21 protein-coding genes are annotated in these 26716 nt (G+C 71.0%); 11 read left to right on the top strand and 10 right to left on the bottom strand.

The features are described from left to right. Nucleotides 1-207 precede the first annotated feature (207 nt). Both ACGF4F_RS02540 and ACGF4F_RS02535 read left to right on the top strand, forming a co-directional pair. On the top strand, nucleotides 208-1977 hold the full coding sequence (locus ACGF4F_RS02540) for an LVIVD repeat-containing protein (protein WP_393074119.1): 1770 nt from the start codon (nucleotides 208-210) through the stop codon (nucleotides 1975-1977). 290 nt (nucleotides 1978-2267) lie between these two features. Then, the gene (locus tag ACGF4F_RS02535; RefSeq protein ID WP_393074116.1) at nucleotides 2268-2924 is read left to right on the top strand and encodes a DUF305 domain-containing protein; all 657 of its coding nucleotides are present in this window, start codon (nucleotides 2268-2270) and stop codon (nucleotides 2922-2924) included. Between the two features lie 114 nt (nucleotides 2925-3038). Here the strand turns inward: ACGF4F_RS02535 and ACGF4F_RS02530 are convergent, their stop codons facing one another. Beyond that, a complete protein-coding gene (locus ACGF4F_RS02530; RefSeq protein ID WP_357435333.1) occupies nucleotides 3039-3830 on the bottom strand; it encodes a serine protease in 792 nt (263 codons plus the stop codon). 338 nt (nucleotides 3831-4168) lie between these two features. Here ACGF4F_RS02530 and ACGF4F_RS02525 point away from each other — a divergent pair, with 338 nt between their 5' ends. Together ACGF4F_RS02525 and ACGF4F_RS02520 are read left to right on the top strand one after the other, a co-directional pair. After that, entirely contained in the window at nucleotides 4169-5500 is a 1332-nt protein-coding gene (locus tag ACGF4F_RS02525; protein WP_393074113.1) for an MFS transporter, read from the top strand. Between the two features lie 163 nt (nucleotides 5501-5663). Beyond that, on the top strand, nucleotides 5664-6695 hold the full coding sequence (locus ACGF4F_RS02520; protein WP_357435336.1) for a hypothetical protein: 1032 nt from the start codon (nucleotides 5664-5666) through the stop codon (nucleotides 6693-6695). 93 nt (nucleotides 6696-6788) lie between these two features. Here ACGF4F_RS02520 and ACGF4F_RS02515 read toward each other — a convergent pair whose 3' ends face one another. Beyond that, on the bottom strand, nucleotides 6789-7961 hold the full coding sequence (locus ACGF4F_RS02515) for an ROK family transcriptional regulator (RefSeq protein ID WP_357435339.1): 1173 nt from the start codon (nucleotides 7959-7961) through the stop codon (nucleotides 6789-6791). Between the two features lie 118 nt (nucleotides 7962-8079). Between ACGF4F_RS02515 and ACGF4F_RS02510 the strand changes: the two genes are divergently transcribed. Genes ACGF4F_RS02510 through ACGF4F_RS02495 form a run of 4 tightly spaced genes read left to right on the top strand, consistent with a single transcriptional unit; the run spans nucleotide 8080 to nucleotide 11562 of the window. After that, nucleotides 8080-9399, top strand: a complete 1320-nt coding sequence (locus ACGF4F_RS02510) for an extracellular solute-binding protein (RefSeq protein WP_393074108.1) — start codon at nucleotides 8080-8082, stop codon at nucleotides 9397-9399. Continuing rightward, nucleotides 9396-10373, top strand: a complete 978-nt coding sequence (locus ACGF4F_RS02505; RefSeq protein WP_357435343.1) for a sugar ABC transporter permease — start codon at nucleotides 9396-9398, stop codon at nucleotides 10371-10373. The genes ACGF4F_RS02510 and ACGF4F_RS02505 overlap by 4 nt, the downstream gene beginning before the upstream one ends. Further along, a complete protein-coding gene (locus tag ACGF4F_RS02500) occupies nucleotides 10370-11218 on the top strand; it encodes a carbohydrate ABC transporter permease (protein WP_357435345.1) in 849 nt (282 codons plus the stop codon). Before ACGF4F_RS02505 ends, ACGF4F_RS02500 begins: the two co-directional genes overlap by 4 nt. Continuing rightward, nucleotides 11215-11562: a hypothetical protein gene (locus ACGF4F_RS02495; protein ID WP_357435347.1), complete on the top strand. Its 348-nt coding sequence runs from the start codon at nucleotides 11215-11217 to the stop codon at nucleotides 11560-11562. The genes ACGF4F_RS02500 and ACGF4F_RS02495 overlap by 4 nt, the downstream gene beginning before the upstream one ends. Nucleotides 11563-11597: 35 nt before the next feature. Here ACGF4F_RS02495 and ACGF4F_RS02490 read toward each other — a convergent pair whose 3' ends face one another. The 6 genes from ACGF4F_RS02490 to ACGF4F_RS02465 form a co-directional block, all read right to left on the bottom strand. Further along, nucleotides 11598-14276, bottom strand: coding sequence for a hypothetical protein (locus tag ACGF4F_RS02490; RefSeq protein ID WP_393074103.1), 2679 nt, complete (start codon nucleotides 14274-14276; stop codon nucleotides 11598-11600). 54 nt (nucleotides 14277-14330) lie between these two features. Next, nucleotides 14331-15926: a beta-N-acetylhexosaminidase gene (locus ACGF4F_RS02485; protein ID WP_393074100.1), complete on the bottom strand. Its 1596-nt coding sequence runs from the start codon at nucleotides 15924-15926 to the stop codon at nucleotides 14331-14333. Between the two features lie 184 nt (nucleotides 15927-16110). Then, nucleotides 16111-16521: a hypothetical protein gene (locus tag ACGF4F_RS02480; protein ID WP_357435354.1), complete on the bottom strand. Its 411-nt coding sequence runs from the start codon at nucleotides 16519-16521 to the stop codon at nucleotides 16111-16113. After that, a complete protein-coding gene (locus tag ACGF4F_RS02475; RefSeq protein WP_357435356.1) occupies nucleotides 16518-16964 on the bottom strand; it encodes a hypothetical protein in 447 nt (148 codons plus the stop codon). Before ACGF4F_RS02475 ends, ACGF4F_RS02480 begins: the two co-directional genes overlap by 4 nt. 362 nt (nucleotides 16965-17326) lie before the next feature. After that, on the bottom strand, nucleotides 17327-19129 hold the full coding sequence (locus ACGF4F_RS02470) for a glycoside hydrolase family 15 protein (RefSeq protein ID WP_393074096.1): 1803 nt from the start codon (nucleotides 19127-19129) through the stop codon (nucleotides 17327-17329). Next, a complete protein-coding gene (locus ACGF4F_RS02465; protein WP_393074093.1) occupies nucleotides 19126-20082 on the bottom strand; it encodes a TIGR03885 family FMN-dependent LLM class oxidoreductase in 957 nt (318 codons plus the stop codon). The genes ACGF4F_RS02470 and ACGF4F_RS02465 overlap by 4 nt, the downstream gene beginning before the upstream one ends. A 90-nt stretch (nucleotides 20083-20172) precedes the next feature. Between ACGF4F_RS02465 and ACGF4F_RS02460 the strand changes: the two genes are divergently transcribed. From ACGF4F_RS02460 to ACGF4F_RS02450, 3 genes are read left to right on the top strand one after another with little or no spacing between them, the layout of a single operon-like run. Then, nucleotides 20173-21393, top strand: coding sequence for a D-arabinono-1,4-lactone oxidase (locus ACGF4F_RS02460; protein ID WP_357435361.1), 1221 nt, complete (start codon nucleotides 20173-20175; stop codon nucleotides 21391-21393). Then, nucleotides 21393-21779 (top strand): sensory rhodopsin transducer, encoded by a 387-nt coding sequence (locus ACGF4F_RS02455; protein WP_393074089.1) that lies wholly within the window; start codon nucleotides 21393-21395, stop codon nucleotides 21777-21779. Before ACGF4F_RS02460 ends, ACGF4F_RS02455 begins: the two co-directional genes overlap by 1 nt. Before the next feature lie 33 nt (nucleotides 21780-21812). After that, nucleotides 21813-22943, top strand: coding sequence for an aromatic acid exporter family protein (locus ACGF4F_RS02450; RefSeq protein WP_393074086.1), 1131 nt, complete (start codon nucleotides 21813-21815; stop codon nucleotides 22941-22943). A gap of 138 nt (nucleotides 22944-23081) precedes the next feature. Here the strand turns inward: ACGF4F_RS02450 and ACGF4F_RS02445 are convergent, their stop codons facing one another. Together ACGF4F_RS02445 and ACGF4F_RS02440 are read right to left on the bottom strand one after the other, a co-directional pair. Continuing rightward, a complete protein-coding gene (locus tag ACGF4F_RS02445) occupies nucleotides 23082-24689 on the bottom strand; it encodes a glycoside hydrolase family 13 protein (RefSeq protein WP_393074083.1) in 1608 nt (535 codons plus the stop codon). Beyond that, on the bottom strand, nucleotides 24686-26704 hold the full coding sequence (locus ACGF4F_RS02440) for a hypothetical protein (RefSeq protein WP_393074080.1): 2019 nt from the start codon (nucleotides 26702-26704) through the stop codon (nucleotides 24686-24688). The genes ACGF4F_RS02445 and ACGF4F_RS02440 overlap by 4 nt, the downstream gene beginning before the upstream one ends. Between the last annotated feature and the right edge of the window lie 12 nt (nucleotides 26705-26716).

The following is a 26716-nucleotide window of genomic DNA, read 5'->3' as shown; positions in this document are numbered from 1 at the left end:
CGAAATATTGGAGCGGCAGGTCCTACGCCTGTCGTGACCTGCAGGATCACGCGAAGGTAAAGACTCAAAGTCGTGGGCGCAAATATGCCCATACCTCGCGCGGGCTCCTTGACCAACGACTGATCGACGGTACGGTCCTTACTCACACGACGCGTCCTCCCAGCATTTGGACGTCGCGCGTCAGGTCCTTCGATCGGAAGGCGGCACATGACCCACCAACCAACCACTAGATCACGCAGAGGCCGGCAGGCGCTCGGCCTCATGGCCGCGGGGCTGCTCATGGCCGCCTCGGTGCCCGGCACGGCGTCGGCAGCGGAGCCCGATCCGCGCGTCGGCCTCGGCGCCGGCTGGCTCGACGCGCAGTCGGCGATCAGCAACCTGGAGCACGTCGCGCACCGCGACAAGCCGGCGGGCTTCGTCGACCCGGCGAACCCGGGTAACGGCGGGTTCTACAACTCGGACCTCGCCTTCAGCGGCAAGTACGCGTTGTCGGGCAACTACAACGGGTTCAACATCATCGACGTCTCCAAGCCCACCGACCCGACTGTGGTCACCAGCGTGGTGTGCCCCGGCGGGCAGGGCGACCTGTCCGCCTACGGCAACCTGGTCTTCATGTCGGTGGAGGAGTCGCGCGGGCGGGTCGACTGTGGCACCAACGCCAGCGTCGGCACCCGGTTCCAGGGCGTCCGGATCTTCGACATCAGCGACGTGCGCAACCCGGTGCAGGTCGCGGGCGTTCAGCTCTGCCGCGGCTCGCACACGCACACCGTGGTGACCGACCCCAAGGACCCCAACAACATCTACATCTACGTCTCCGGCACCACCTCGGTGCGGCCGGCTACGACGATGGAGGGGTGCAACAACAACGCCGCGGACGGTGAGAACCCGTCGCGGTGGCGGATCGACGTCATCAAGGTGCCGCTCGCGGCGCCTCAGCAGGCCGCCGTCGTGAACCAGCCGCGGCTGTTCCAGGACCCGCAGACGGGCCGGATCGACGGCCTGCAGAACGGTCCGCAGACGCCTCGGCACCCGTCCGGCAGCACCTGGTCGCCGTCGCCGAACACCAACGCCTGCCACGACATCACCGCGTACCCGGAGATCGGGCTGGCCGCCGGCGCCTGCCAGGGCAACGGCATCCTGATCGACATCTCGGACCCGGCGAACCCCCGCCGGATCGATGAGGTGTCCGACCCGAACTTCGCGTACTGGCACTCGGCGACGTTCAACAACGACGGCACCAAGGTGATCTTCACCGACGAGTGGGGTGGCGGTAGCGGTGCCCGCTGCCGCGACACCGACCTGCCGGAGTGGGGCGCCAACGCCATCTTCGACATCGTCGACAAGAAGATGAAGTTCGCCAGCTACTACAAGCTGCCGGTTCCGCAGACGCTGCAGGAGAACTGCGTCGCGCACAACGGGTCGCTGATCCCGGTGCCGGGCCGCGACATCATGATGCAGGCCTGGTACCAGGGCGGCATCTCGGTGTTCGACTTCACCGACTCGAAGAACCCGCACGAGATCGCGTTCTTCGACCGGGGTCCGGTCAACCCGAACTCGCTCGTGCTCGGTGGGTTCTGGTCGGCGTACTGGTACAACGGCAGCCTCTACGGCAACGAGATCGCCCGTGGCTTCGACGCGTTCAAGCTGACCCCCAGCCAGCACCTGTCGAAGGCGGAGATCCAGGCGGCCTCCGAGGTGCGGCTCGGCCAGTTCAACGCCCAGGGTCAGCCGAAGGTCAGCTGGACGCCGAGCTTCGCGGTCGCCCGCGCGCACTACGACCAGCTCGTCCGTGCCGAGGCCCTCGGTCACCCGCTGAAGTCCCAGGTCGACATGTTCCTCCAGCGGGCCGAGCGGTTCTCCGCCAACGGCCAGCGGGACGCCGCGGTGTCCCAGCTGCAGGAGATCGCCGGCAAGCTGACCGCTTCGGACCAGCAGAAGCTGAAGCAGGCGATCCTGGACCTGGCGGGCTCGCTCTGACCGGTCCCTGACCGAAGGGCACCTCGGCTCGAAGCCTTCGAGCCGAGGTGCCCTTCACCAGTCGTGCATCGACGACACGCTGGAGGCGCACACCAGCCATCCCAGCTCCGATGTCTCGACCCACCCTCGGCCGTGGAAAGCGCCTCCCAACGTCACTCGTAATGATCGGCCCTTGGTACCGGTAGCCGTTTCGTGATCTGGTGAGGGCGACCGACATGAGGCACCATGGCCTTCACTTATGCGCAGCTCAAGCCCGGATTGGTACGTGAATCATGCACCTCTCTCGTCGCGTGGTCATCTCCGCCGTGATCGCCACGGTCGTCGTCGGCTCGGGGGTGGGTGCCGCCCTCTGGGCGAATGGCGATGATCCGGGGTACCGTCCGCCGAGCGCGCACGTGGTGCAGCCGGGGGCACCGGGCCAACCGGGCAAGTCGCTGTCCGGGACCGACCTGTCGCAGGTCTCGCCGCCGGGATTCACCGCGGCGGACAGCCTCTTCATCCAGGGGATGATCCCGCACCACGCACAGGCCCTGGAGATGACCGCCCTCCTGCAGGGACGCACCACCAACCCGGACGTGACCCTGCTCGCCAAGCGGATCGACGTGTCGCAGACGGACGAGATCGCGCGGATGCAGCGGTGGCTCACGGAGCGGAACGTGCCGAGCACGGGGCCGAACGGAGGCCACGCCGGGCACGACAAGCTCATGCCGGGGATGCTCACCGCCGAGCAGCTCGACCAGCTCAAGCAGGCGCGCGGCGCGGAGTTCGACCGTCTCTTCCTCACCTTCATGATCCGCCACCATCAGGGCGCGTTGGCGATGGTGGAGGAGCTCTACGCGACCGGCGGCGGGCTCGAACCGGCGAGCGACCAGTTCGCCCGTGAGGTCAACGCCGACCAGAGCATCGAGATCCAGCGAATGCAGGAGATGTTGGCCAAGATGGGTTGATATCCCTGCGACCTGGCTGGCGGGCATCCGCCGGCCGCCCCTGGTCGCCGCCACGCGCCGAAAAGACGGCGGCCCGGCTGGTCACCAGCCGGGCCGCCCGATCGGGTCGTACAGTTAGCCGCCGAGGCTCGCGGCGGCCGAGGCGATCGCCGAGGCGAAGTAGCTCACCTGGGTGTAGACGCCCGGGTAGTTGGGCCGGGCGCAGCCGTTGCCCCAGCTGACGATGCCGACCTGGATCCAGGCGTTGCTGGCGTCGCGACGGAACATCGGGCCGCCCGAGTCGCCTTGACAGGTGTCCACGCCGCCGCTGGCGTAGCCGGCGCAGATCTCCTCGGCGGCGATGATCTGGCCGCCGTAGTAGGAGTTGCAGGTGGAGTCGCTGACGAACGGCACGGTCGCCTTGAGCAGGTACCGCTGCTGCGGGCCGCCCTCGTACGGGGCGCCCCAGCCGGCTACCGTGAAGGTGCCGTTGTCGTACGCGGTGGTGTTGGCGATCTTCAGCGTGCTCAGCCCGGTGACCGGCGTGGCCAGTCGGATCAGGGCCCAGTCCTTACCGTTGCCGTTGTATCCCGGGGCGCGGTAGACGTAGTTCGACTTCACGGTGATCCGGCTCGGTGACTGGAGATCGACCACGCCGAGGGTCGCGGTGATGCTGGTGTTGGTGCCCGTAGCACCGACGCAGTGCGCGGCGGTGAGCACCAGCCGCGGGCTGTAGAGGGCGCCGCCGCAGCCCATCGAGAGCCGCACCATGAACGGGAACTCGCCCTGGGCGGCCCGGGTGCCGCCGACGACGTACGGCGAGACGGTGCGGTCGGCCGCGGCGGGTGCCGCGAGAGTGAGGCTGCCTGCGGTCACCGCGGCGAGCGCGGCGGCCAGCAGGCCGGTGAGGGTGCGCCAGCGAACCATGTGTTCCTCCGCATCAGGACTGGCACGCCTCGTGAGCGCACCTGATTCGAGATTGCGGACATCATATTGAGATCAATGGATGAGCCGCGACATACCCTCTGGGTCCTATCCGCGCGTTATGGAACCAGACCCGCGCCGGCACCGTCCGGTTGGCGGGTCAGGCACTGGCTGCGACGGCCACCCCGAGGCACAACAACGTCACCCCGGTGACGGCCTGCATCATGCGCTGGGCAGCATGCCCGATGGCCGACTGATCCCGCCAGCCTCCGGGGCACCCGGCCTTCTGCCCACAGCCGATTTCCTTGGCACGAGCGCCCTGCACCGGGTCAGGTAGCAGCATGCCGCCCCACACCGTGCCGCCCCGGCTTCTCCGGTCGTCGCCGTACTGGCCGGTGCTCAGCCATCCCCTGCTGCGACGCGTCCTGCCCGGGCTGGCGGTGTCCGCCCTCGGCGACGGCATGTCGTTGATCGCGGTGACCTGGTTGGCGATCCAGCTCGCGCCGCACGGGCAGCGCGGGACCTGGGTTGCGGTCGCGGTGGCGGCCTACACCCTGCCCAGCGCGGCCGGAACCGTGATCTTCGGCCAGCTGCTGAGCGGCCGAAACGGCGCCCAGCTCGCCGGCTGGGACGCGATCCTGCGCGCCGCCGCACTCGCGGCCATCCCCGCCGCCCACCTGTTCGGGGTGCTCAGCATCGGGTGGTACGTGATGCTGCTCGCCGCGTCGTCGCTGCTGCACTCGTGGGGCTCCGCCGGGCGCTTCACCCTGATCGCCGAACTGCTCCCCCGACGGCACCACCTGCCCGCCAACGCGGTGCTCTCGATCATCGGCCAGGTCGCGACCATCGCCGGACCGCCACTGGCGGCCATCCTCATCAGCTGGGCCGGTCCGGTGTGGGTCATCGCCATCGACGCGGTGAGCTTCGCCGTCCTGGCCCTCACGTACCGCCTCGCGATTTCGCCCACCGGCCGGGCAGCTCCGGAAGACCGTGGCTCCTCCCGCACCGCCGGGTTCGCCGTCATCCGCCACGACCGGGCGCTGCTCGGCCTGCTGGCCCTGACCTTCGGGTTCTTCTTCCTCTTCGGGCCGTTCTACGTGGCCATGCCGATCCATGTCGTGGAGGATCTGCACGCCGCCGCCCCGACGCTCGGGATCTACTACACCGCGTTCGGAGTCGGCGCCCTCGTCGGCGGGCTCGCCACCGGATACCTGCACCGCTGGTCGTTGTGGCCCACCACAGTCGGCATCGTCATCGGCTTCGGCGCCGCCATGCTGCCCCTCGGCCTGAACGCACCGATCGGCCTGTCGCTACCGGCCTTCGCCCTCGCCGGCCTCATCTGGGCTCCGTACCGGTCCACGTCGATGGCGCTGTTCCAACGCAGCACCACCACGACCACACTCCCGCAGGTCCTGGCGGCCAACGGCGCCGTCACCGTCCTGGCGGTGCCGCTGGGCACCATGCTCGGCGGCCCGCTGACGACCGCCGTCGGAGCCCGGCAGGCACTGCTCGTGTGCGCCGTGGCGACCATCGTCCTCGGCCTCGTCGCCGCAGGGCTCACCATCCGGGCCCGCAAACCGCTCCCACCTGGTGGCGATCCGCCCTCGGCAGGCCCTCCGGATGGCGTCGCCTCTGACGGCGGCGCCACCCGGGGCGCGGAGACCCGCTACTGAGCCCAGCCGTAGCTGCCCCGGCGCTCGGCAGGGATGCCGTGGCGTGGTTCGTCCTTGAGAATCCACACCGGATTTTGAGAAGCCGATCAGGGAGCCGTCGGTCCAGGAAAAGCCGACGCGGTCGGAATTGACGATCATCGCTTTATTTCCTAGGTTGATCGTCATGATTATCAATGTTCGGCGACTTCTGGCGATGCTGGCCGCCTTCGTGATGGCCACTGTCGTCGGCATGCCCGATGCGGTCGCCGCCGCCGTCCAGCCCATCAACGACCTCGGCACCGGCAGCTACCTCGGCTTCCAAGGCGGCCTGTATCCGGCGGGCCGGAACACCATGCCGGACGCTCATCGCACGGCCGGAGTCACCAGAGCCCTGCGCGTACGCCCGCTCGACACCACCGGCGCGCCGAGCGCCAACGGCAAGTACGTCCTGCTCTCCATCGGCATGTCCAACACCACCCAGGAGTTCTGCTCGGGAGATGCCAGCGGAAAGTGCGCGCCGTTCTCCCTCATCGGTCAGGCCGCCGCAGACCCGCAGGTCAACCACGACAAGCTGGTCATTGTCGACGGCGCCGCGGGCGGCCAGACCGCCGGCACCTGGGACGCGCCGACCGACGCCAACTACGACCGGGTCCGGGACACCAGACTGGCGCCTCTCGGCCTGACCGAACGGCAGGTCCAAGTCGCCTGGGTCAAGGTCGCCAACGCCAATCCGTCGGTGTCCCTGCCCGCGACCAACGCCGACGCCTACCAACTCGTGACCCAGCAGGGCAACATCCTCCGGGCGTTGAAGAAGCGCTATCCCAACCTGCAGCAGGTCTTCTTCTCCAGCCGGATCTACGCCGGGTACGCCACCACCAGCCTGAACCCCGAGCCGTACGCCTACGAGACGGGCTTCGGCGTCAAGTGGGTGATCCAGGCGCAGATCACCCAGATGTCGGGCGGTGGCACCGATCCTCGGGCCGGCAACCTGGACTACAACAACACCACCGCGTGGGCGGCCTGGGGCCCCTACCTCTGGGCCAACGGCCTGCAGCCCCGCTCCGACGGGCTCGTCTGGGACCGGTCGGACTTCGGCTCGGACGGTACGCATCCGTCCAACTCGGGGCGGCAGAAGGTGGCGAGCCTCTTGCTGCGCTTCTTCAAGACCTCACCCCACACGGCCTGCTGGTTCGTCGTCGGCGGCACCTGCGGTTAGGCCGTGCCGCGCGGGCGTCGCGGCACAGCGTCTCCCTGATCCCGGCGTATCCGGTGGCCGGTCCCGCCACCGGATACGCCGACCGGCCCCCGGTCAGCCACCGTCGGCGCCGCTGACGCTGCGCAGCAGTTCGGCACGCGCGGCCTCCAGTGCGACGAACAGCGCCCCCGTGAGCGATGCCGCCTCGCCCAGCGCGCTGGTCTCGATCCGCGGCGGGAACGGCGCGTACGCGTTGACCGTCTCCCGGACCGTCGGCAGCAGCAGCGGGTTGCGGCCCACACCCCCACCGAGTACGACGAGTTCGGGGTCGAAGACCGCGCAGGCGCTGGCGATCGTGAGGCCGAGTTGCCGCGCCTCCGCCTCCACCAGGTCCCGCGCGGCGGGCACTCCCGTGGCGGCCTGGGCGAACAGCTCCTCCACCGACGACGGACGGGTTCCCGGCCAGGTCGGGCGGGCCTTCAGTGCCGCGAGTACGCCGTAGGCCCCCGCCTCGTCCGCCAACTGCTCTCTGCCCCGCCCGCCCCGCTGCTCGGGTGGGACGGAGCCCGGCAGCGGCAGGTAGGCCACCTCACCGGCGGCGCCGTGCGCCCCGCGGACCAGCTCACCGTTGTGAACCAGCCCCATGCCGATGCCGGCACCGACGGCCAGGAACGCGAAAGTGGCGACGTCGCGGGCGTGCCCTCGCCAGCGCTCGCCGAGCGCCGCGAGGTTGACGTTGTTCTCCAGGACGACGGGCGCGTCGACGCGCGCCTCGATCGGCGTGATCAGGTCGAAGGAACCCTCCTCACCGAGGTTGCGGGCGACCGACATGGTGCGGCCGTCGGCGTGGATGACCCCCGGTGCCGACACCCCGACCCGGCGAAGCGGCCCGAGCTGGTCGCCCACCGCCTCCGTCGCGGATCCGATCATCCGGGCCACCTTCGCGGCGACCCGGCTCGCCCCGGTGGCTCGGGTCGGCTGCCGCTGTTCGTAGCAGAGCGCCCCGCTCATGTCCGCCGCCGCGACGCGGAGGTTGTCCCCACCGACGTCGACTGCCACCACGTATCCGGCGGTCGGCGCCAGCCGGTAGTAGGTCGGCACCCGGCCGGGTCGGCCGCGCCGCACGCCGGCGTCGACGATCAGGCCACTGTCGACCAGCCGACGGACCACCTCGGAGATGGTGGGCCGGGACAGGCTGGTCAGGCGGGCGAGTTCCGGCCGGGTCATCGGCACACTGTCGAGCAGCGCGGCCAGTACCGCCCGGCCGGACGGGTCGACGGAGACCAACGGGAAACCACCCCTTCGCCGGTTGACCCGGATGCTGCGACGACGGTCTTGACCGGTGATCGCGAACCGAGTACAAGTTTTTGTTAAGCAGCCTACCTAATGCCCCAGGAGGGCGATCATGTCGGAGAACATGAGCGAGCTGTCCAGGCGAAGACTTCTCCAACTGACGGCTGTCACCGGCGCGGGCCTCCTTCTCGCCGCCTGCGACGTGGGCGGAGGCAGCGACACCGGCAGCGGCGCTGACAGCGGCGCGGCAGGCAACGGCGAAGGCCAGATCAAGGCCCTGTTCATGAAGCAGGCCGGCTACTCCGAAGACGACATCCGTGCGATGACCGACGAGTTCCAGAAGAAGTATCCGAAGATCAAGGTCGAGCCGTCCTTCGTCGCCTACGAGGCGCTGCACGACAAGATCGTCGCGGCGGCCCCCGCCAGCACCTTCGACGTGGTGCTGATCGACGTGATCTGGCCGGCCGAGTTCGGCAGCAAACGCATCGTCACCGACGTGACCGACCAGTTCCCGGCGGAGTGGAAGAGCGACATGCTCGGCGGCGCCCTCGCCACCGCCGCCTACCGCGACCGCTACTACGGCGTGCCGTGGATCCTCGACACGAAGTACCTCTTCTACAACACCGACATGATCAGCAAGGCCGGCGTCGACCCGGCCAGCCTGTCCACCTGGGACGGCGTCCTCACCGCCGCCCAGACCCTCAAAGCCAAGAAGATCGTCGAGCATCCGCTGATCTGGAGCTGGAAGCAGGCCGAGGCGCTGGTCTGCGACTACACCCAGCTCGTGGGCGCCTTCGGCGGCAAGTTCCTGTCCGACGACGGAAAGTCGATCGCCTTCAACACCGGCGGCGGCCTGCAGGCGCTGGAGTTCATGAAGCGGACCCTCGACACGAAGCTCACCAACCCCAACTCGGTCGAGTCGCTGGAAGAGGACGTCCGTAAGATCTTCTCCGACGGCCAGGCGGCGATGGCGCTCAACTGGACCTACATGTTCAACGCCGCCAACGACCCCCAGCAGTCGAAAATCGCCGGCAAGGTCGGCGTGGCGACCACCCCGTCGGGTCCGGCCAGCGCCCCGGGCGTCAACGGCTCGATGGCCCTGTCGGTCTGCTCCGGCAGCAGGAACCAGAAGGCGGCCTGGACGTACATCAGCTACATCACCAGCGCCGGTGTGCAGGACAAGTACGCCAAGAGCTCACTGCCCTGCTGGACGAAGTCGTACGACGACCCGGCCGTGGCGTCCACCCTGCCGCAGGTCGTGCCGGTGGCCAAGAAACAGCTCGCCAACCTCATCGCCCGACCGCAGGTGCCCCGCTACAACGAGATCAGCCAGATCCTGCAGGCCGAGCTGCAGAACGCCCTGCTGAACCGGAAACCGCCGAAGAAGGCCCTGGACGACGCCGCCGAACAAGTCCGTACTTTGCTTTCATGAGCGCCGCGCCACCGGCGCGCCCGGCACCCACGCCACCGGCCACCCGGCCAGCCCGGCCGGCGCGCCGGAGGCCGTTCGCGCGGCGCGCTGGCGGCGGCCAGACCCGACTGGCGCTGCTCCTGCTCCTGCCCGCGGCGCTCGTCGTCTTCGGCGTGGTCCTGTACCCGGCCGGACGCGCCCTGGTCATCTCTTTCTACGACGTCGACAGCCCATTCCCCGGCCGGTATCCGTTCGTCGGCCTACGCAACTACACCGAGATCCTGGCCGACGACCGCCTGTGGGCGGCGGTCGGACACACCACCTACTTCACCCTCGTCTCCACCGCGCTCGAGCTGGCCCTCGGGCTCGGGCTGGCCCACCTGCTCGCCGCGCCGATCCGGCTGCGCTGGCTGTTCCGCGCGATCGTGATCCTGCCCTGGGCGCTGCCGACCATCGTCAACGGCGCGATGTGGCGGTGGATCCTCAACGCCCAGTACGGCGTGGCCAACGCCCTGCTCACCCAGCTGAACCTGCAGGACGACTACCGGTCGTGGCTCGGCAACGACCCGTTCCTCGCCCTCAACATGGTGGTCGTGGCCGACGTCTGGAAGAACACCTCCCTGGTGGCGTTCTTCCTGCTGGCCGGGTTGCAGACGATCCCCCGCGGGCTCTACGAGGCGGCGCGGGTCGACGGCGCCGGCCCGATCCGCGCCTTCTTCCGGATCACGCTGCCACTGCTGGTGCCGAACATCGCCCTGGTGCTGGTGCTGCGCACCATCGAGGCGTTCAAGGTCTTCGACATCGTCTACGTGATGACCGGCGGCGGGCCCGCGAGCGGCACGCAGACGATCACGTTCTTCACCTACCTTCAGGCGTTCTCCGCGCAGCGGTTCAGCTCGGGCGCGTCGCTGGCGTACCTGACCGTCGTCGCGATTCTCCTGCTGGCCCTGCTCTACCTGCGGCTGCTACGCCAGAGCGAGCTGAGGTCACCGTGAGAGCGAGCCTGCGCTACCGCGTCTTCGTCCACCTGGCCGCGCTCGCCACTTCCGTGGTGATCCTCGCGCCGTTCGTCTGGCTGCTCTACTCCTCGCTCGTCGGCCAGACCGACGTGGTCTCCCGGCCGATGCGCTGGCTGCCCGAGCACGTCACCCTCGACCGCTACCGGGAGATCTTCGCCGGTGGCGGCACCGGCGCCGGCGCGGCGTTCCGCAGCGCGATGGTCAACAGCTTCCTGGTGGCGGGTGGCACGGTCGTCATCTCGCTCGCCGTCGGAGTGCTGGGCGGCTACGCCCTGGCCCGGCTGCGGTTCCCGCTGCGCCGCGCGACGCTGCTGTCGTTCCTGGTCACCTACATGCTGCCGCCGATCGCGCTGATCATCCCGCTGTACCTGCTCATGTCGCGCTTCGGGCTGCTCGACACGCGCACCGGGCTGATCGTCGTCTACTGCTCCCTGGCCACCCCGTTCGCCCTGTGGAACATGAGCACCTTCTTCGGTTCGCTGCCGGTGGAGCTCGAGGAGGCGGCCCGGGTCGACGGGTGCAGCCGCCTCGGCGCCCTCGTCCGGGTGATGCTGCCGCTGTCCAAGCCCGGCATCCTGGCGACCGCCCTGTACGCGTTCCTGTTGTGCTGGGACGAGTTCCTCTACTCGCTGATCTTCACCTCGACCAGCCAGGCCAAGACGGTCCCGGTGGCGATCGCCGAGTTCACCGGGCGCAACGCCGTGGACTTCGGCCTCATCGCCGCCGGCGGCGTACTCGCTGCGTTGCCGCCGGTGGTGCTGGCGGTGGTGTTCCAGCGTTACCTCATCGGTGGCCTCGCCTCCGGGGCGGTGAAGGGTTGAACCTCCACTACCTCGACGGCGTGCGGGCGCAGCCGGAGAACCTACGACGGCCGGCGGCGGCGGTGCGGGCGGCGCTGGCCGGCCCGGCGGGCGCCCAGGCCGCCGCGGCGTCCCGGTGGGGCAACCTGGTGGCCTTCGGGATGGGCGCCAGCGCCACCGTCGACGTCGACCTGCCCGCGCAGGACGGCCTGCTGGTGGTGCGGCTGCCGCGGCTGGCCGGTCTCGGCGGCTGCGTACTCGACATCCTGCCGGTGCAGCTCGCCGCGCACGTCCTGGCGCAGCGGGCCGGCCGGCCGGCCGAGCTGCGGCACGTGCCGGCCGACACGAAGCTTCCCTCTGGCTGAACGGGAGCGGGGCGGTGCCCCGCTCCCGCCCGTCGTTACGGCACCGGAATCGACGACGTGGGGATGTTGTAGCCCCGAACGCGCAGGTAGGGCGCCTGCCCGCCGAGGTCGCTGGTCTGGTAGCTCGCAGTGACGGTGGCCGACTCCCCGGGCCACAGGGACACGTAGTTGTCGGTGTAGTTCACCGGCAGCACCTCGTTGCCCCCGTTGCCGGCCGTGATCTCCGGCCGCAGGAAGAACGCGATGTTCGTCGGGCTGTTGTTGGTCAGTCGGATGGTGGCGGTCTCCTGCCCGCCGGAGGCGGTCCGGGTCACGCTGGCCGCCAGGTTGGGGTTCGACGGCAGGCTGTTGAGCCCGGTGAGGTTGGCGTACGTCTTGACCGAGGTCATGTACCAGTTCTTCTTGTTGCCCAGCGCGTCGGCCTGGGTGGAGTACCAGTAGAGGTTGTTGCTGACCACCGCACCGGCGGAGTCCTTCAGCTGCAGCCGGATGAAGTAGGTCGCGGACAGGCCGGTCAGCGCCGGGAGGGTAAGCACCTGGGTGGACGCGTTCGCCGCCGCGGTGACCGGCACCGTCGTCGTGTACGCCTGCATCAGGTTCGGGATGTTGTACACGCTGGCCGTGGCGGTCAGCCCGCTGCGTGCGCTCAGGGTGGAGTTGACCGCGTACACGTTGCGGGTCTTGTAGTCGTAGGCGATGTGGACCGGCTCGTTGGCCTTCTTGCTGCCGAAGTAGCCGCCACCGGGCTTGAAGTAGTAGTCGTACAGGTTCCAGTGCACCGCCGGCCAGGCGTTGTTGAGCATCCAGAAGATGACCCCGAACGACTGGCTGTACTCGTGCGAGTTCCACGCCTCGAAGAACGACCTCGTGTTCTCGTAGTTCTGCAGCTCCGACTTGCGGGAGTAGTCCTCGGCGCTGGTGGTGCTGCCGTACCGCCTGTTCACGCCGTCGGTGAAGACCTGGATGTTGTCGAAGACGCTCCTGGGTTTGCCGGCGTGGTAGTTCCAGGTGGTCCCGATCGGCCACAGCTCCGCGGCGGGGATGAACTTCTGCAGGCTCTCCAGCGGCGGCGGCGCCTCAGTGCCCTGCTCGGCGTTGGTGCCGAACGCGCTGCCGGACTGGGCGGGGCTGTCCCACCACAGCACCGGCGGCTCCCACTTGTACGGGCCGTCCATCTTCATGCCGGCGTTGGCGTTCGACCAGGTCGCCACGTTGTCCACCGTGGGGTTCTGCCAGTGCAGCCGGGCCGCCGTGTTCTTGTACGTGGTCAGGTGGGCGGCGGTCGGCGGCTGGTCGCTGCCGTAGTTCCACATGAACGGGCTGGCGTGGGCGCGCAACGCCCGCAGTTGGCTCTCCAGCGACGCGTTGGCCACCTGCTCCTGCTCGGCGGTCCAGGTGCTGTCGTTCTCCCAGGCGCTGCAGCAGACGAAACCCGGCATGATCATGACGCCGGCCTGGTCGGCCAGGTCGTAGAGTTCCTCGTTGCCGAGCGTGCCCTCCAGGCGGATGGTGTTGAGGCCCATGTCCTTGACGTACTGGACGTGCGTGGCGTTGGTGCTGGTGTCCCACCGCTGCAGCATGTCCCACATGTAGCCGCCGCCGCGGAAGAAGATTTTCTGCCCGTTGACCTGGTAGCCGACGAACGAGGTGCCGTTGACGGTGGTCCGGTAGTCGGTGAACTGGCGGACGCCGAAGTTGATCGACTTGGTGTCCGACGTGGCACCGGCGACCGTTGCCGACGTGGCGAGCTGGTAGAGCTCCGGGCTGCCGTACTGGTAGGGCCACCACAGGGCGGGGTTGGCCACGTGCAGCTGCGGATAGCTCGCCGGGTCGAAGGTGACCTCGCGGCGCTCGTTGGCGGCCAGCGTGACGGCCTGGCTGGCCGAGATGGTGGGATAGCCGGCCTTGGTGATCGTGGCGCTGACCGTCGCGGTGACCGGGGCGTTGGTCGCGTTGAGGGCGTCGACGTAGACGGTGAGGTCGGCGGCGTTGGTTGCGGGCAGAGGCAGCACCGTCCGGACGTACGGGTCCCGCAACGCCACCGGCCCGGTGGTGTCCAGCAGCGTCCTGCCCCAGAGCCCGGCGTTCATGTCGGGCGCCTCCGGGTTCCAGTCCACGGTGCAGAAGGACAGGTCCTTGCAGTCGTGGGCCGGCGGGGTGACCAGGATCGCCAGCGCGTTGGACGCGCCGTGCCGGATCAGGTTCGTCACGTTGTACTCGTGCGCGACCATGGTGCCGACCGCGTTGGCGTCGAGCTGGGTGCCGTTGAGCCAGATCTGGGCCCGGTAGCTGATCCCCTTGAAGCGCAGCCAGTACGCCTGGTCCGGGGTCGCGGCCGAGGCGGTGAACTGCCCCCGGAACCACCAGTTCTGGCCGGTCAGGTCGGGCACCGACTGCAGGTTCCTACCGAAGTAGATGTTCTGGTAGACGTTGTTGGCGACCAGCCCGGCCAGGACGGTCGACGGGAGCGAGACCGGGCTCCAGCCCGCGGTGCTGTAGCCGACCTGGGAGATGGTCGCCCCCGGGTCGGTGACGTTGGTGGCTGACCGCAACGCCCAGCCCGTCGACAGTTCGGTCGAGCCCACGGTGGCGGCGCTCGCGCTCGGCACGTGCACGAGCCCGACGCTTGCCACGAGGGCCAGGGCCGCGAGCAGCGTGCCGAGCAGTCGGCGGTTCAGCAGGCGAGGTCGGTCGATGATGAGGCGCGATGACATGGGTGGTGGCCTCCTCGATCTGATCAAGGCGGTGTGCCGTGCGGTGCGCGGCGGCTAGGAGCCGGTGGGCCAGGACACCTGGGCGGAGTGGTAGTAGTTGATGCCCATGACGCGCCAGCGCGGGCCCTGTGCGCCGAGCCGCTGCTGGAAGGACGTCCAGTCGTGGGTGCTGGCCGGTGACCAGCCCAGCTCGGCGATCGCCGGCAGGCGCGGGAAGGCCATGTACTCGGCGTCGGCGAGCGTCTCGATCGTCTCCGTCCACAGCGGCGCCTCGACCCCGAGCACCGACGTCTCTCCGACTCCGGAGAGATAGGTGCCCGGGTCCCAGCCGTACGCGTCCTGCACGTCGATGAAGCCGGCCCAGCGCTGGCCCAGCCGGGTGCGGGAGTTGTACTTCATGTCGAGGTAGCTGCGGTTGGCCGGCGACATGATGATCTTGGTGCCGTTCCCGGCGGCGGTCGCCACCGCGGCGTGGGAGGTCGTGGTCCCCCAGTACTGGGCGACGGTGGACGGCAGGATCGGGGCGTTGACGATGTCGTGCCAGCCGACGACGGTCTTGCCGTGTGCGGCGACGATCGGCTGTGCCCGGTTCATGAAGGTGGCGTAGTCGGCGGCGGTGGTGGAGCTGGCCTCGTCGCCGCCGATGTGCAGGTAGGGCCCGGGAGTCAGCGTGGCGAGCTCGCCCAGAACCTGATCGATGAACGTGTAGGTGAGCTCCTTGCTCACGCAGAGCGAGCTGAAGCCGACCCTGGTGCCGGTGTAGAGCTTCGGCGCCACGCCGTCACAGTTCAGTTCCGCGTACGAGGCGAGCGCCGCGTTGGTGTGACCCGGCATGTCGATCTCGGGGACGACCATGACGTACCGGGCGGCGGCGTACGCGACGATCTGCCGGTATTCGTCCTGGGTGTAGTACCCGCCGGTGCCGCCGTCGACCTGGGTGCTCCCGCCATAGACGGCGAGGTTGGGCCAGCTGTTGACGGCGATGCGCCAGCCCTGGTCGTCGGAGAGGTGCAGGTGCAGCCGGTTCACCTTGTAGAGGGCGATCTCGTCGATGTACCGCTTGACCACGGCGACCGGGAGGAAGTGCCGTGCGACGTCGAGCATCGCGCCGCGGTGGGCGAAGCGCGGATGGTCGATGATGCGCCCGCCGGCCACCTCCCACGGCCCGGGCTGCACCGTCGCGCTCTCGACGGCCGGGGGCAGCAGCTGACGCAGGGTCTGGACGCCGGCGAACAGACCCGCCGGCTGGTTGGCGCGTACCGCGATCGACGCCGTCGTGACGTCCAGCTGGTAGCCCTCGTTGCCGGCGCTCGCCGGTGCCCCGGACAGCAGCAGCGCGATGCCGTCCGCCGGGGTGGGGCTCGATGCGTCGACGACCGGCATCGGATATCCGGTGGAGCGGCGCAGGATGGCGGCGAGTTGGCCGGCGACGTCCGCGACCGCCGGTGAATCGGGTTCGGTGTAGATCGCCGTGGCCGCGGTGACCCGGTAGGTGACGCCGGTGGCCGGGGTGGCGGTGACCGGCGCCGGCACGACGGAGGCCAACGAGACGGCGGCTGCGGCGGGAGTCGCGGGGGCGGCCGGAGCGACCGCGCTGCCGACCAGGGCGAGGATGACGGTGGTGAGCAGACGTACGCCGCCGATGGTCATGACTGCCTCCGGAGCCCAGCGATGCCGCAGAAAGCGCGCGCGACGCTCACCGCACATCGACCTTCGTCGCTAGCAGTCAAGGTAGCCGCCATCTATTAATAAGGCAAGCTACCTAACAAATATCGGCTCACCCCGCTCCGTGAAGACCGGCTGCCTCCTCAGTGGGCACGCGAACGGTGCATCGTCAGGGGTTGCGGCGGCGCTGGTTGCGGACCCGGCGCTCCTCCTCCGTCACGAGCGCCTGGATTCGGCGCATGGTCGCGTCCGGCGCCAGGATCGCCTCCCGCCACCGGTCCAGCGTCCTGGTCAGGTCCCACACCGTCGCTCGCAGCTCCTGCAGCTCCCGTTGGGATGTCGCCAGCTCCTCCCGGACGGCCAGCGCCTCGTTCTCCAGTTCGGTGACCCGGGTCCGCAACGGCTGTACCAGGGCCAGAGCCGCGTCGGTCAGCGCCCCCGCCGTGTCGGCCTTCAACTTCCGACGTTGCACGGCGATCGTGGCGAGCACCCCGAGGCCGCTGGCGCCACCGAACAGTCCGAGCGTCGAGATCAGCACCTGCGCCCAGTAGGGAGAGCCGGGCGTCTGCGCGAAGATCATGTCTTCGCCTCCGGCCACGGATCGATGCCGGCTTGGTGCATGCGGATGATCCAGCGCAGCGACCGCACGATCTCCATCGAGCGCAGCCACGAGCCGATCGCCACCGCGCCGACGAACGAGGCCGCCACCACCGCCTGCGCGCCGGCGACCACCAGGACGGAGACGACGTACATCGCGGCGATCGCGCCCAGCATCAGCACCGCGGCGAGCTCGATGCCGAGCCCGGTGCCGAGCTGCCCCGGCCAGAACATGCCGAGCAGCCCCGCGACGCCGACCACGATCAGGCCGAACTCCCAGCAGACTTTGATCACGTCGGGCATCGCCACCTCCACCGACTGCGGCCGGACGCGCAGCACGACCAACAGGACGCCACAAACCGGCGCGGTGACCAGGACGGCGAGCTCGTAGACCCGCTGGCTGGTCCGTTCATGGATGCTCCCCACGATGCGCTCCTATCCCGCCAGCGCGTCCGTCGCGACGCGACGGACAGCCGATGAACGTCGAATCCGGCCCGTCCCCACGACGTCGTCGGCATGAGAAACACGAGGGCTGGGATGCCGCCGAGGGCGTACCGACGGCCACGGTGCGGGCATGGAAGCGACACCGTCCGCTGTCGCGCATGGCGGCAGAGGCCCTCCACCGGACTGCCGCTCCGTGCCACACAATCAAACATATGCCCAGGTCAGGGGCACATCGACGGTCCACGCGGGCAGAACGATCACCGCAGCGCTCACCCCGACGGCTGTCGGATTGTCGACAGCGCAGCAGGGTGGTCGAAACCGTTGGAATATCGCTGCCGCGAAGGCTACGGCCGGCCGCGGTCGGCCCAGGCGTGCAGGGCGTCCCGATCGGACGCGCCGTCCAGGTTGAGGGCCGCCTCGATCAGCGCAAGGTGGGTGAACGCCTGTGGGTAGTTGCCGAGCGCCGTGCCGTCGACCGCGAGTTGCTCGGCGTAGAGGCCGAGCGGTCCGGCGTGCCCGCGCAGCCGGTCGAAGACCCGCCTGGCCTCGTCCCGCCGGCCGGCGAGCACCAGTGCCGAAACCAGCTCGAAGCAGCAGAGCAGGAACGCGCCCTCCTCGCCCGGCAGCCCGTCGTCCACCGCGTACCGGCGGACCAGACCGGGCCCGACGGCGAGGCGCTCGCGGATCCGGTCGACCGTACCGGTCACCCGAGGATCGTCGCCGGGCAGGAATCCGACCACCGGGATGCGCAGCAGCGCGGCATCCAGCTCGCGCGACCCGTACGCCATGACGAAGCTGCCCAGCTCGCGGTCGTAGCCGCGGTCGCAGACCTCGGCGTGCAGCGCGTCGCGCGCCGTCCGCCACCGCCGTACCGGCGCGCCGCGGTCGCCGACGAGCTCCGCGAGGCGGCTGCCCCGGTCGAGACAGACCCAGGTCATCACCTTGGCGTTGACGTAGTGCCGGCGCGGCCCCCGGATCTCCCAGATCCCGTGGTCCGGCTCCCGCCACCGGTCCGCCATGGCGTCAACGTGCCGGCGCAGCAGCCGCCACTGGTCCGCGGTCAGCTCGCCGGTGAGCCGCTGGTACGCCAGCGCGGCGTCCAGAACGTGCCCGTACGTGTCGAACTGCACCTGCTCGGCGGCCTCGTTGCCGATCCGCACCGGGGCCGACCCGGCGTACCCGGACAGGTGCGGCAGCACCTGCTCGTCGGTGATCACGCCACGGATACCGACCAGCGGTGCCAGGGTGTTCCCGGCGCCGGAACACACGTCGAGCAGGAAGCGGAGGTAGCGCCGCCCCTCCTCGGCGTGGCCCAGCCTGAACAGCGCCAGCAGCAGCAACGCGGCGTCCCGGTGCCAGGTGTAGCGATAGTCCCAGTTTCGTACCCCGCCGATCTCCTCGGGCAGCGAGGTGGTCGGCGCGGCGAGCAGCGCGCCGGTCTCGTCGAAGGACAGACCCCGCAGTACCAGCGCGCTGTGCCGCACCACGTCGGCGCCGAAGCCGGCGTAGTCGCTGCGCACCGACCAGTCCCGCCAGGTGCGGCAGGTCTGGTCGAGCAGCTCCTCCGGCGCGGCCGTGCCGGGCCGCTCGCCGTAGCCGATCAGCACGGTGGCCGTCGCCCCCTCGGACAGCTCGATCTCGCCGTGCAGGGTGCCACCATCGACGGCGAGGGGCAGGGTGGCCCGCACGGCGAGCGGGACGCCTCGCGCCTGCCAGCGGCCGTCGGCGGCCGCCCACTCGACGGCGGCCGCGCCGTAGTCGGGTCGCGGCTGCAACCGGACCGCCAGCCGTACCGTGCCCCGCTCAGCCGTCACCCGCCGGACCAGTAGCTTCTCGGCACGGATCGGCTGCGCGGGGTCGCCGGGCCGGATCGCGAGGAAGTCCTGCCCGACGGCCGTGCCGCTGGGCGCCACGTACCGGCTCTCCAGCACCAGCGTGTCGGGCAGGTAGCGGCGGTCCGGCTCCGAGCAACCGGCGACGGAGTGCGCGAACGCTCCGCCCCGGTGCCGATCGAGCAGCCGCGCGCACACCGCGTCGCCCTCGGCGTGCGGCAGGCAGAACCAGTCGACCGCACCGTCCGGCCCGACCAGCGCCGTCGTGTGAGTGTCGGAGAGGAAGGCGTACGAGTCGATGGGCGGGAAGGTCATACCAGCTCCGGCAGCACCCGGGCGCTGAACACGTCGAGGAACGCGTCCTGGTCGAGCCCGACCTGGTGCAGGTAGATCTCGTCGACGCCCAGGTCGGCGTACGCCCGCAACCAGTTCGCGTGCGTGCCGGGCTCGCTGGAGACCAGCACGTGCGCGCGCATGTCCTCCGGCCGTACGTACGCGGTGGCCTGGGCGAATTCGGCCGGCGTGGCCAGGTCCCAGCCGAGGTCGCTGCCGAGGATGGCGGTCCGCCACTGCTCGTGCGCGTTGCGCAGCGCGGTGGCCTCGTCGGCCGCCCAGGACAGGTGTACCTGAAGCAGCACCGGTCCGGCCCCGCCGCCCTCCCGGTACGCCTCGATCACTTGCCGCACCGCGGTCACCTCCTGGTTGATGGTGATCAGGCCGTCCGCCCAGCCCGCCGCCCAGCGGGCGGTCTCCGGTGTGACGGCGGCGGCGTAGACCGGCGGCGGCTGCTCCGGACGGGACCAGAGCACCGCCTGGTCGACAGTGACCAGGCCCCGGTGGTCGACGCACTCACCGGCGAAGAGCGCCCGGATCACCTCGACGCACTCGCACAGCCGGGCATTGCGCTCCGGTTTGCTGGGCCACCGATCGCCAGTGATGTGCTCGTTGATTGCCTGCCCGCTGCCCACCGCCAGCCAGAACCGGCCCGGGAACATCTCGGCCAGCGTCGCCGCGGCCTGCGCCACGATCGCCGGGTGGTACCGCTGTCCGGGCGCGTTGACGACCCCGAGCGGCAGGTCGGTACGGGCGAGCGCCGCGCCCAGCCAGGACCAGGCGAAACCTGACTCGCCCTGCTCGACCCCGAACGGCGCGAAGTGGTCCGAGCACATCGCCCGCGAGAAGCCCACGTTCTCGGCCGCCGAGACCAGGCGGAGCAGGACACTCGGGGGGAACTGCTCGTGCGAGGCGTGAAAACCGAAGGCGGGCATGTGCGCTTCCTCCTGGCCGGCGGAGTCCCGGGACCGACGACTACCCGGCATGCCGGCGGGTAGTCGGCCGGACCGGCGGAAGGAGGACGCGTGGTGACGAAACCGTTCGTCAACTGGTCCGGCAGCCTCTCCTTCACGCCGGCGGAACACGCCGAACCGGACGACGAGGACGCGGTACGCCAGCTGATCCTGCGTGCGCGGGAATCCGGCACCACCCTCCGTCCGGTCGGGTCGGGCCACTCGTCGAGCCCGCTGGTGCGCACCGACGGGACGCTGCTCAGCCTCGACCGGATGGCCGGCGTGATCGCCGACGATGGAGGACAGGCCACGGTCTGGGCGGGCACCAAGCTGGCGGCGCTGGGCGAGGGCCTGTACGACGCGGGACTGGCCATGGACAACCTCGGCGACGTCGACTACCAGTCGATCGCCGGCGCCACCGCCACCGGGACCCACGGCACCGGCCTCGGCTTCGGCAACCTGTGCACCCAGGTCGCCGGCGTACGCCTGCTCACCGGCACCGGCGAGGTGCTCGACGTCTCACCCGAGCGGAACGCGGAACTGCTGCCGGCGGCGCGGCTCTCACTCGGCGCGCTCGGCGTGGTCACCCGGGTCACCCTCGACGTGCAGCCCCGCTACCAACTGCGCCGCCGGGCGTGGTGCGCACACGTCGACTGGACCCTGGACCACCTGGCCGAGCTGCAGCACACCAACCGCAACATGGACTTCTACTGGTACCCGCGCAGCGACCTGACCCAGATCCGGACCATGAACCGCACTGACGAGGCGCCGGACGAGCGGGCCTGGGCCGCCCGGCGGGTGCCCTCGTCCACGCCATGGGAGGCGCCGCGCGAGATCCAGGTCGGCCCCACCCACCGCACCATCCCCCAGGCTCGGCAGCTGCGCTTCGAGGAGATCGAGTACATGCTCCCCACGGAGGCCTTCCCCGCCTGCTTCGCGGAGGTGCGCCGCCGGATCACGCAGCGGCACCGCCGGGTCGCCGGCTGGCGGGTGCTGGTGCGCAGCATCGCGGCCGACGACATCTGGCTGAGCAACGCCTTCGGACGCCCGACCGCCACCATCGCCTGCCTGCAGAACACCGGTCTGCCGCACGAGGAGTACTTCCGGGACATGGAGGCGGTCTTCCGGCAGTACGGCGGCCGGCCACACTGGGGCAAGAAGCACTGGCTGACTGCCCGGGACCTGCGACCGCTCTACCCCCGGTGGGACGACTTCCAAGCCGTACGGCGACGCCTCGACCCGGACGGCGTGTTCCTCGCCCCCGATCTGGCCCGCCTGCTGGAGGAGGAGTGATGCCGGAGATCGGCGCGTACGTGTGGGTCGTCCCCGGCGGGCACATCCCGTTCCCCAGCCACGGGCGAGAGCCCGACTTCACCAGCTTCGACCAGCTCTGCGTACTCAACATCACGGACACCGAGGCCGAGCTCACCCTCGACCTCTACTACGAGGACACCGATCCGGTCGGGCCGTACCGGATCATGGTCGGCGCCCGGCGGATCCGGCACGTCCGGATCAACGACCTGATCGACCCGGAGGCCGTCCAGCTCGACAGGCCGTACGGCTGCCTGCTGCGCTCCACGGTGCCGGTGGTCGCGCAGTTCCTCCGCCAGGACACCCGGCTGCCGGGCCTGGTTGCGCTCACCGGCACCATGGCCTATCCGGGGCCGCCACCCGGATAGGTTCGGGCCCGTCCCGCGCGGGTACCCGCGCCCATGCCGTCCTCCGCCAGCCTGCGATCGGCAGCCGACCCGGTACGCGGCCGCGCCGCCGGCGTCGGCCGGGACAGCTGGCGGCGGCTGCGCACCTACCTGATCGTCGCCGTGCAGGCCGGGCTCGCGGCGGCGCTGTCCTGGGTGGTGGCCCGGCAGGTGCTGGGCAACCCGGAGCCCACGTTCGCCCCCGCCGCCGCCGTCGGTGTGATCGCCGCGGCGCTCGGCGGCCGGGCCCGCCGGACGATCGAGCTGGTCGCCGGGGTGGTGCTCGGCATCCTCGTCGGTGACCTGCTCATCCTCCTGGTCGGCACCGGCCCCTGGCAGACCGCGGCGATCGTCTTCCTGGCCGTCAGCACCGCGGCGGTGGTCCGCGGCAGCGGCGCGCTGATGACCCAGGCCGGCGGTACCGCCGTCCTGATCGCCACGCTGACCCCCGCCACCCCGGACCTGGAGCTGCCCCGGACGATCAACGCGCTTGTCGGCGGCCTCGTGGGCATGTTCGTGGTGCTGGTGCTGGCCCCGCTCAACCCGCTGCGCACCGTCCGCCGAGTGGCGGACCCGACGCTCGACCTCTTCGCCCGGCAGATCACCGCCGCCGCCGAAGCACTCGCCCGCGGCGACGCCCCCCGCGCCGAGGAGGTGCTGGACCGGATGCGCGACGCCGAGTCGGAGCTGGCCCGGCTCGACGAGGCGATCAGCGCCGCCCACGAGGTGGTCCGACTCTCCCCCGTCCGCTGGCGCCGCCGCCGGACCCTCGGCGCCTACCAGCGCGGCGCCGAACACATGGACCGCGCCTTCCGCAACAGCCGCACCATGGTCCGCCGGATCGGCACCACGCTGCGCAGCGGGGAACCCGTGCCACCCGACCTACCAGCCGCCGTGGAACGCTTCGGGGAGGCCGTCCGGCTGCTGCACCGGGAATTCCTCGACGCCGGGGAACCCGTGCAGGCCCGGGAGCGGGTGCTGGCGGCGGTCCGGCACGGCGGCGCCGCCTGCCGGCAGGACATCGGCTTCTCCGGGACGGTCGTCGTCTCTCAGCTGCGTACCGCCGCCAACGACCTGCTCCGCGCCACCGGCGTCCCTCAGGACGAGGCCCGCCGTCTGGTCCGACGCGCCGCCGCCGGCCGGTAGGCGGTCATGCCGGGTCGGCGCCGCCCCACACCCTGCCGGCGCGGTCCGGTCACACCTCCGCCCGACTGCCACGGCAACCCGTCGCCCGTCATCATGGCGGAAGTCGTGGCGGGCTCGTCGCCGGCAGGGCGGCGCGGGTCAAGCGGGGACGAACCAGACCGCAGCGTCCGGCGGCAGCAGGAGGGACCGGCCGGCCGGTGGGACCGGCGCGCTCGCCAGCAGCACCCGGTCGACCCCGGTCAGCGGCGCCGCCTGGTCGCCGACGTTGACCGCGCAGCCGAACCCGTCGCCGCGCCGGAACGCCACCACGTCCGACCCGGTGTCCCACCAGGTCAGCTCGTCGGCCGCACCGTCGCTCAACTCCCGGCGCAACCGGATCGCCGACCGGTAGAGCGCCAGCGTGGACCCAGGGTCGGCGGTCTGCCGCTGCACGCTCAAGGCACCCCAGCCGTCCGGCTGCGGCAGCCACGGCGGGTCGGCGCCGTCGGGCGAGAAGCCGTACGTGCCGCCGTCGACCGTCCACGGGATCGGCACCCGCGAGCCGTCCCGCCCGCGTACGGTCCGCCCGGAGCGTTCCCACAGCGGGTCGCGCAGCGCCTCGTCGGGCAGATCCACCTGCGGCAACCCCAACTCCTCGCCCTGGTAGACGTAGACGGCGCCGGGCAACGCCAGCATCAGCAGCGCGGCGGCCCGGGCCCGCCGCAGCCCCCGCTCTCCCCCGCCGTAGCGGGTGACCGTCCGGACCGCGTCGTGGCTGTTCAGCACCCAGGCCGGGAGGGCACCGACCCGACGGTACGCCTCGAGCGTGCGCCCGATCGTGTCCCGCAGCGCCGGGGCCGACCAGGCGCACTCCAGCAACTCGAAGGTGAACGCCTGGTGCAGCTCGTCCGGGCGGACGTAGCGGGCCTGCCGGTCGGCGTCGAAGAGGCACACCTCGCCGATCAGTGCCCGCTCCCCCGGCATGGCGTCGACCATGGCCCGCCACTGCCGGTACAACGTGTGCAGTGGCGCCTGGTCGAAGAAGGGCATCAGGTGGTTGCGGCGGAACTCGGTGTGCTGACCGGCGCCGGCGTCGACCAGATCCGGGTGCTTGAACAGGGCGTGTGCCATGTCGATGCGCAGCCCGTCCACGCCCCGGTCGAGCCACCACCGGACGATGTCCGCATACTCCGCCGACACCGGCGGGTCGTCCCAGTTCAGGTCGGGTTGCTCGGGGCTGAACAGGTGCAGGTACCACTCGTCGGGCCCGCCCTCCGGGCTCGGCACCCGCCGCCAGGCGCTCCCGCCGAACGCCGACCGCCAGTCGTTGGGTGGCCGGTCCGGGTGGTCCTTGTCCATTGGGTGGAAGACGTACCGGCGGCGGGCGGCGCTGCCCGGCGGTGCGGCGAGCGCCGCCCGGAACCAGGGATGCCGGTCCGAGGTGTGGTTGGGTACCAGGTCGCAGACGACCCGCAGGCCGAGCCGGTGCGCCTCGGCCACGAGCGCGTCGAGGTCGGCGAGGCTGCCGAAGAGTGGGTCGACGTCGCGATGGTCCACGACGTCGTACCCGCCGTCGACCATGGGTGACGGGTAGAACGGGGTGAGCCAGACAGCGTCCACGCCGAGGGAGGCCAGGTGGGGCAGGCGGGCGGTCACCCCAGGCAGGTCACCGGTCCCGTCTCCGTCCGAGTCGGCGAAGCTGCGGACGTACACCTGGTAGCAGACACCGCCGCGCCACCACGGCCGCCCCGGCGTGGACCGGATCACCGACGGACCAGGGTGAAACCACCGGACAGGACCGTGACCCGCAACTGGGTTGCGGAGCTGGTGTGCCGCGAGCGGAGTTCGCCGGCCGCGTCGTACACCTCCACAGTGGCCGCTGCGGTGCCGCCGGCGGTGACCTCCACGGTCCGGGCGGTCCGGGCGGCGCTGCGCAGCAGCGTCGTGCGGTGCCCGTCGCCGGCCAGGGTGAGCCGGGAGACCAGCGGTTCCAGCAGGACCGCGTCGACGGTGGCCGGGCCTGCGGCGGTGGCCTGCGCGGTCAGTTCGGTGGCGGCGGCGGCCAGTTCGCGGGGCAGGGTGACCGGCAGCAGCGCGCCCGGTGCCGGGGAGGCCCCCTGGGCGCCGACCCGGGCGTGGTCGACCTCGCCGAGCGGTCCGGCGTCGCTACCCCAGACGGTCCGGGCCGGCACGCCGGGGCGCAGGTCCACCACCGGCAACACCAGCCGGGGCTGGTCTGCCGGAGGGAGCTGCCAGCGCAGCCCAGCCCCGGCAGGCAGCTCGACGTAGCTGCCGCTGATCAGCGATTCCCCGGTCCACGCCGACGGCGGGCTGACCACGGTCGCGCCGCCCTGGCGAGCGGCGTCCTCGGCCTCAAGGGTCAGCGTGCCGACCCGTTCGACGATCTCGGTGCGGCGGGCGAGGGCGGCCAGTTCCGGCCGGGCGTCCAGGGCGAGCATGCTGAGCAGGGTGTGGATGGTGGACTCGGCACCGGAGTTCCGGTTGACCTGCCCGTCGCCGTTGATGCCGTCGATCGCCCGGCCGGTGTGCGGGTCGTAGCCGGGCGTCCCGGCCGGGTTGGCGCCGAACCACCAGGCGGCGATCAGGGCGGCGAGCTGGGCGAAGCCGGACCGCCCGGTGGCGTCGGCGACGGCGAGCAGCGACTGCACCCGCGAGTCGACGCCGTAGGCGATCTGGGTGCGGTCGGTGCGGGTGGGCAGCCGGCCGTTGTCCGGACCGCCGGAGGTCAGCAGCCACGGCGTGAACACGGCGGCGTCGGTGACGGCGGGGCCGAGCAGGGCCCGGTCACCGAGGGCCTGCGCGGCCCGGGCGAGCGCGGCGGGCATCTGCGCACCCCAGCCGTGCCAGACCGAGCGGGACAACGCCCAGGGACGCACCGCGCCGAACGGCCATTCCCGCACGTCACCGTCGGCGAGCGCGGCGATGCCCTCGGCGAGTTGGCGCAGCGCCCGGCGGGCGGCGGCGCCACCGCCGGCTTCGACGTAGGCGGCCAGTCCGAGGACCGCTTCGGCGGTGGCGTCCGCACCGTCGACGATCAGCCAGGCCGGGGTACGTTCCCCGTCGATGACCTGCCACTGCCGGTAGCGGACGAGCACCTGGCGCTGCACGGCGGCGACGGCCAGGTCGAGGCGGGTCCGCAGGAAACCGGCAAAGTCCGGGTCGGTGTCGCGGAACGCCGCGTACCCCTCGCCGAGCGCCCAGACGGTCCGGGCCAGCCAGTACGACGCGTCGCTGTCGGACGGGTCGGGCAGTTCCTTCGGCTCGGCGCTCGGGTTGAGCGTGCCGTCCGGCTGCATCCACAGCACCACGTTGCCGGCGTACGGGCCGTCGGCGGTCTGCAGGTAGGTCAGGCCACGCAGCAGCTGGTAGGCGGCGGCCCGGCTGGCGGCGGCCCCGGTCAGCCGCCAGTGCCGCAGGTAGACCACGGCGGCTCGGGAGATGTCGTCGGCGTTGTACGCCCCCTGCCCCCAGGTGTCGGTGTCCGGGTCGTACGCGCCCCCGCCGACCCGGCGGAAGGCGCCGTCCGGCCCGGGTTCGGCGTAGGTCCACAGCGCCCCGACCGCGGGGGTGTCGGCGAGCCGGTAGGTGGTGTGCCCGGGCTGCTGCGGCGGCGTGACGTCCTGCCGGAGGAAGTCCAGGTGGGCGAGGTTGGTCAACGGGCTCGTGCTCGGCGCGCCGGCGGGGCGGGCGGCGCCGGCCGGGTTGGCGCCCAGCAGTGGGGTAGCGGCGAGGCCGCCCAGCAGCAGCGATCGGCGTTTCACATCGACCTCCTC

The organism is Micromonospora sp. NPDC047740, assembly GCF_043204735.1.
Lineage (GTDB): Bacteria > Actinomycetota > Actinomycetes > Mycobacteriales > Micromonosporaceae > Micromonospora.
This window is presented reverse-complemented; position numbering and strand designations above follow the sequence as displayed.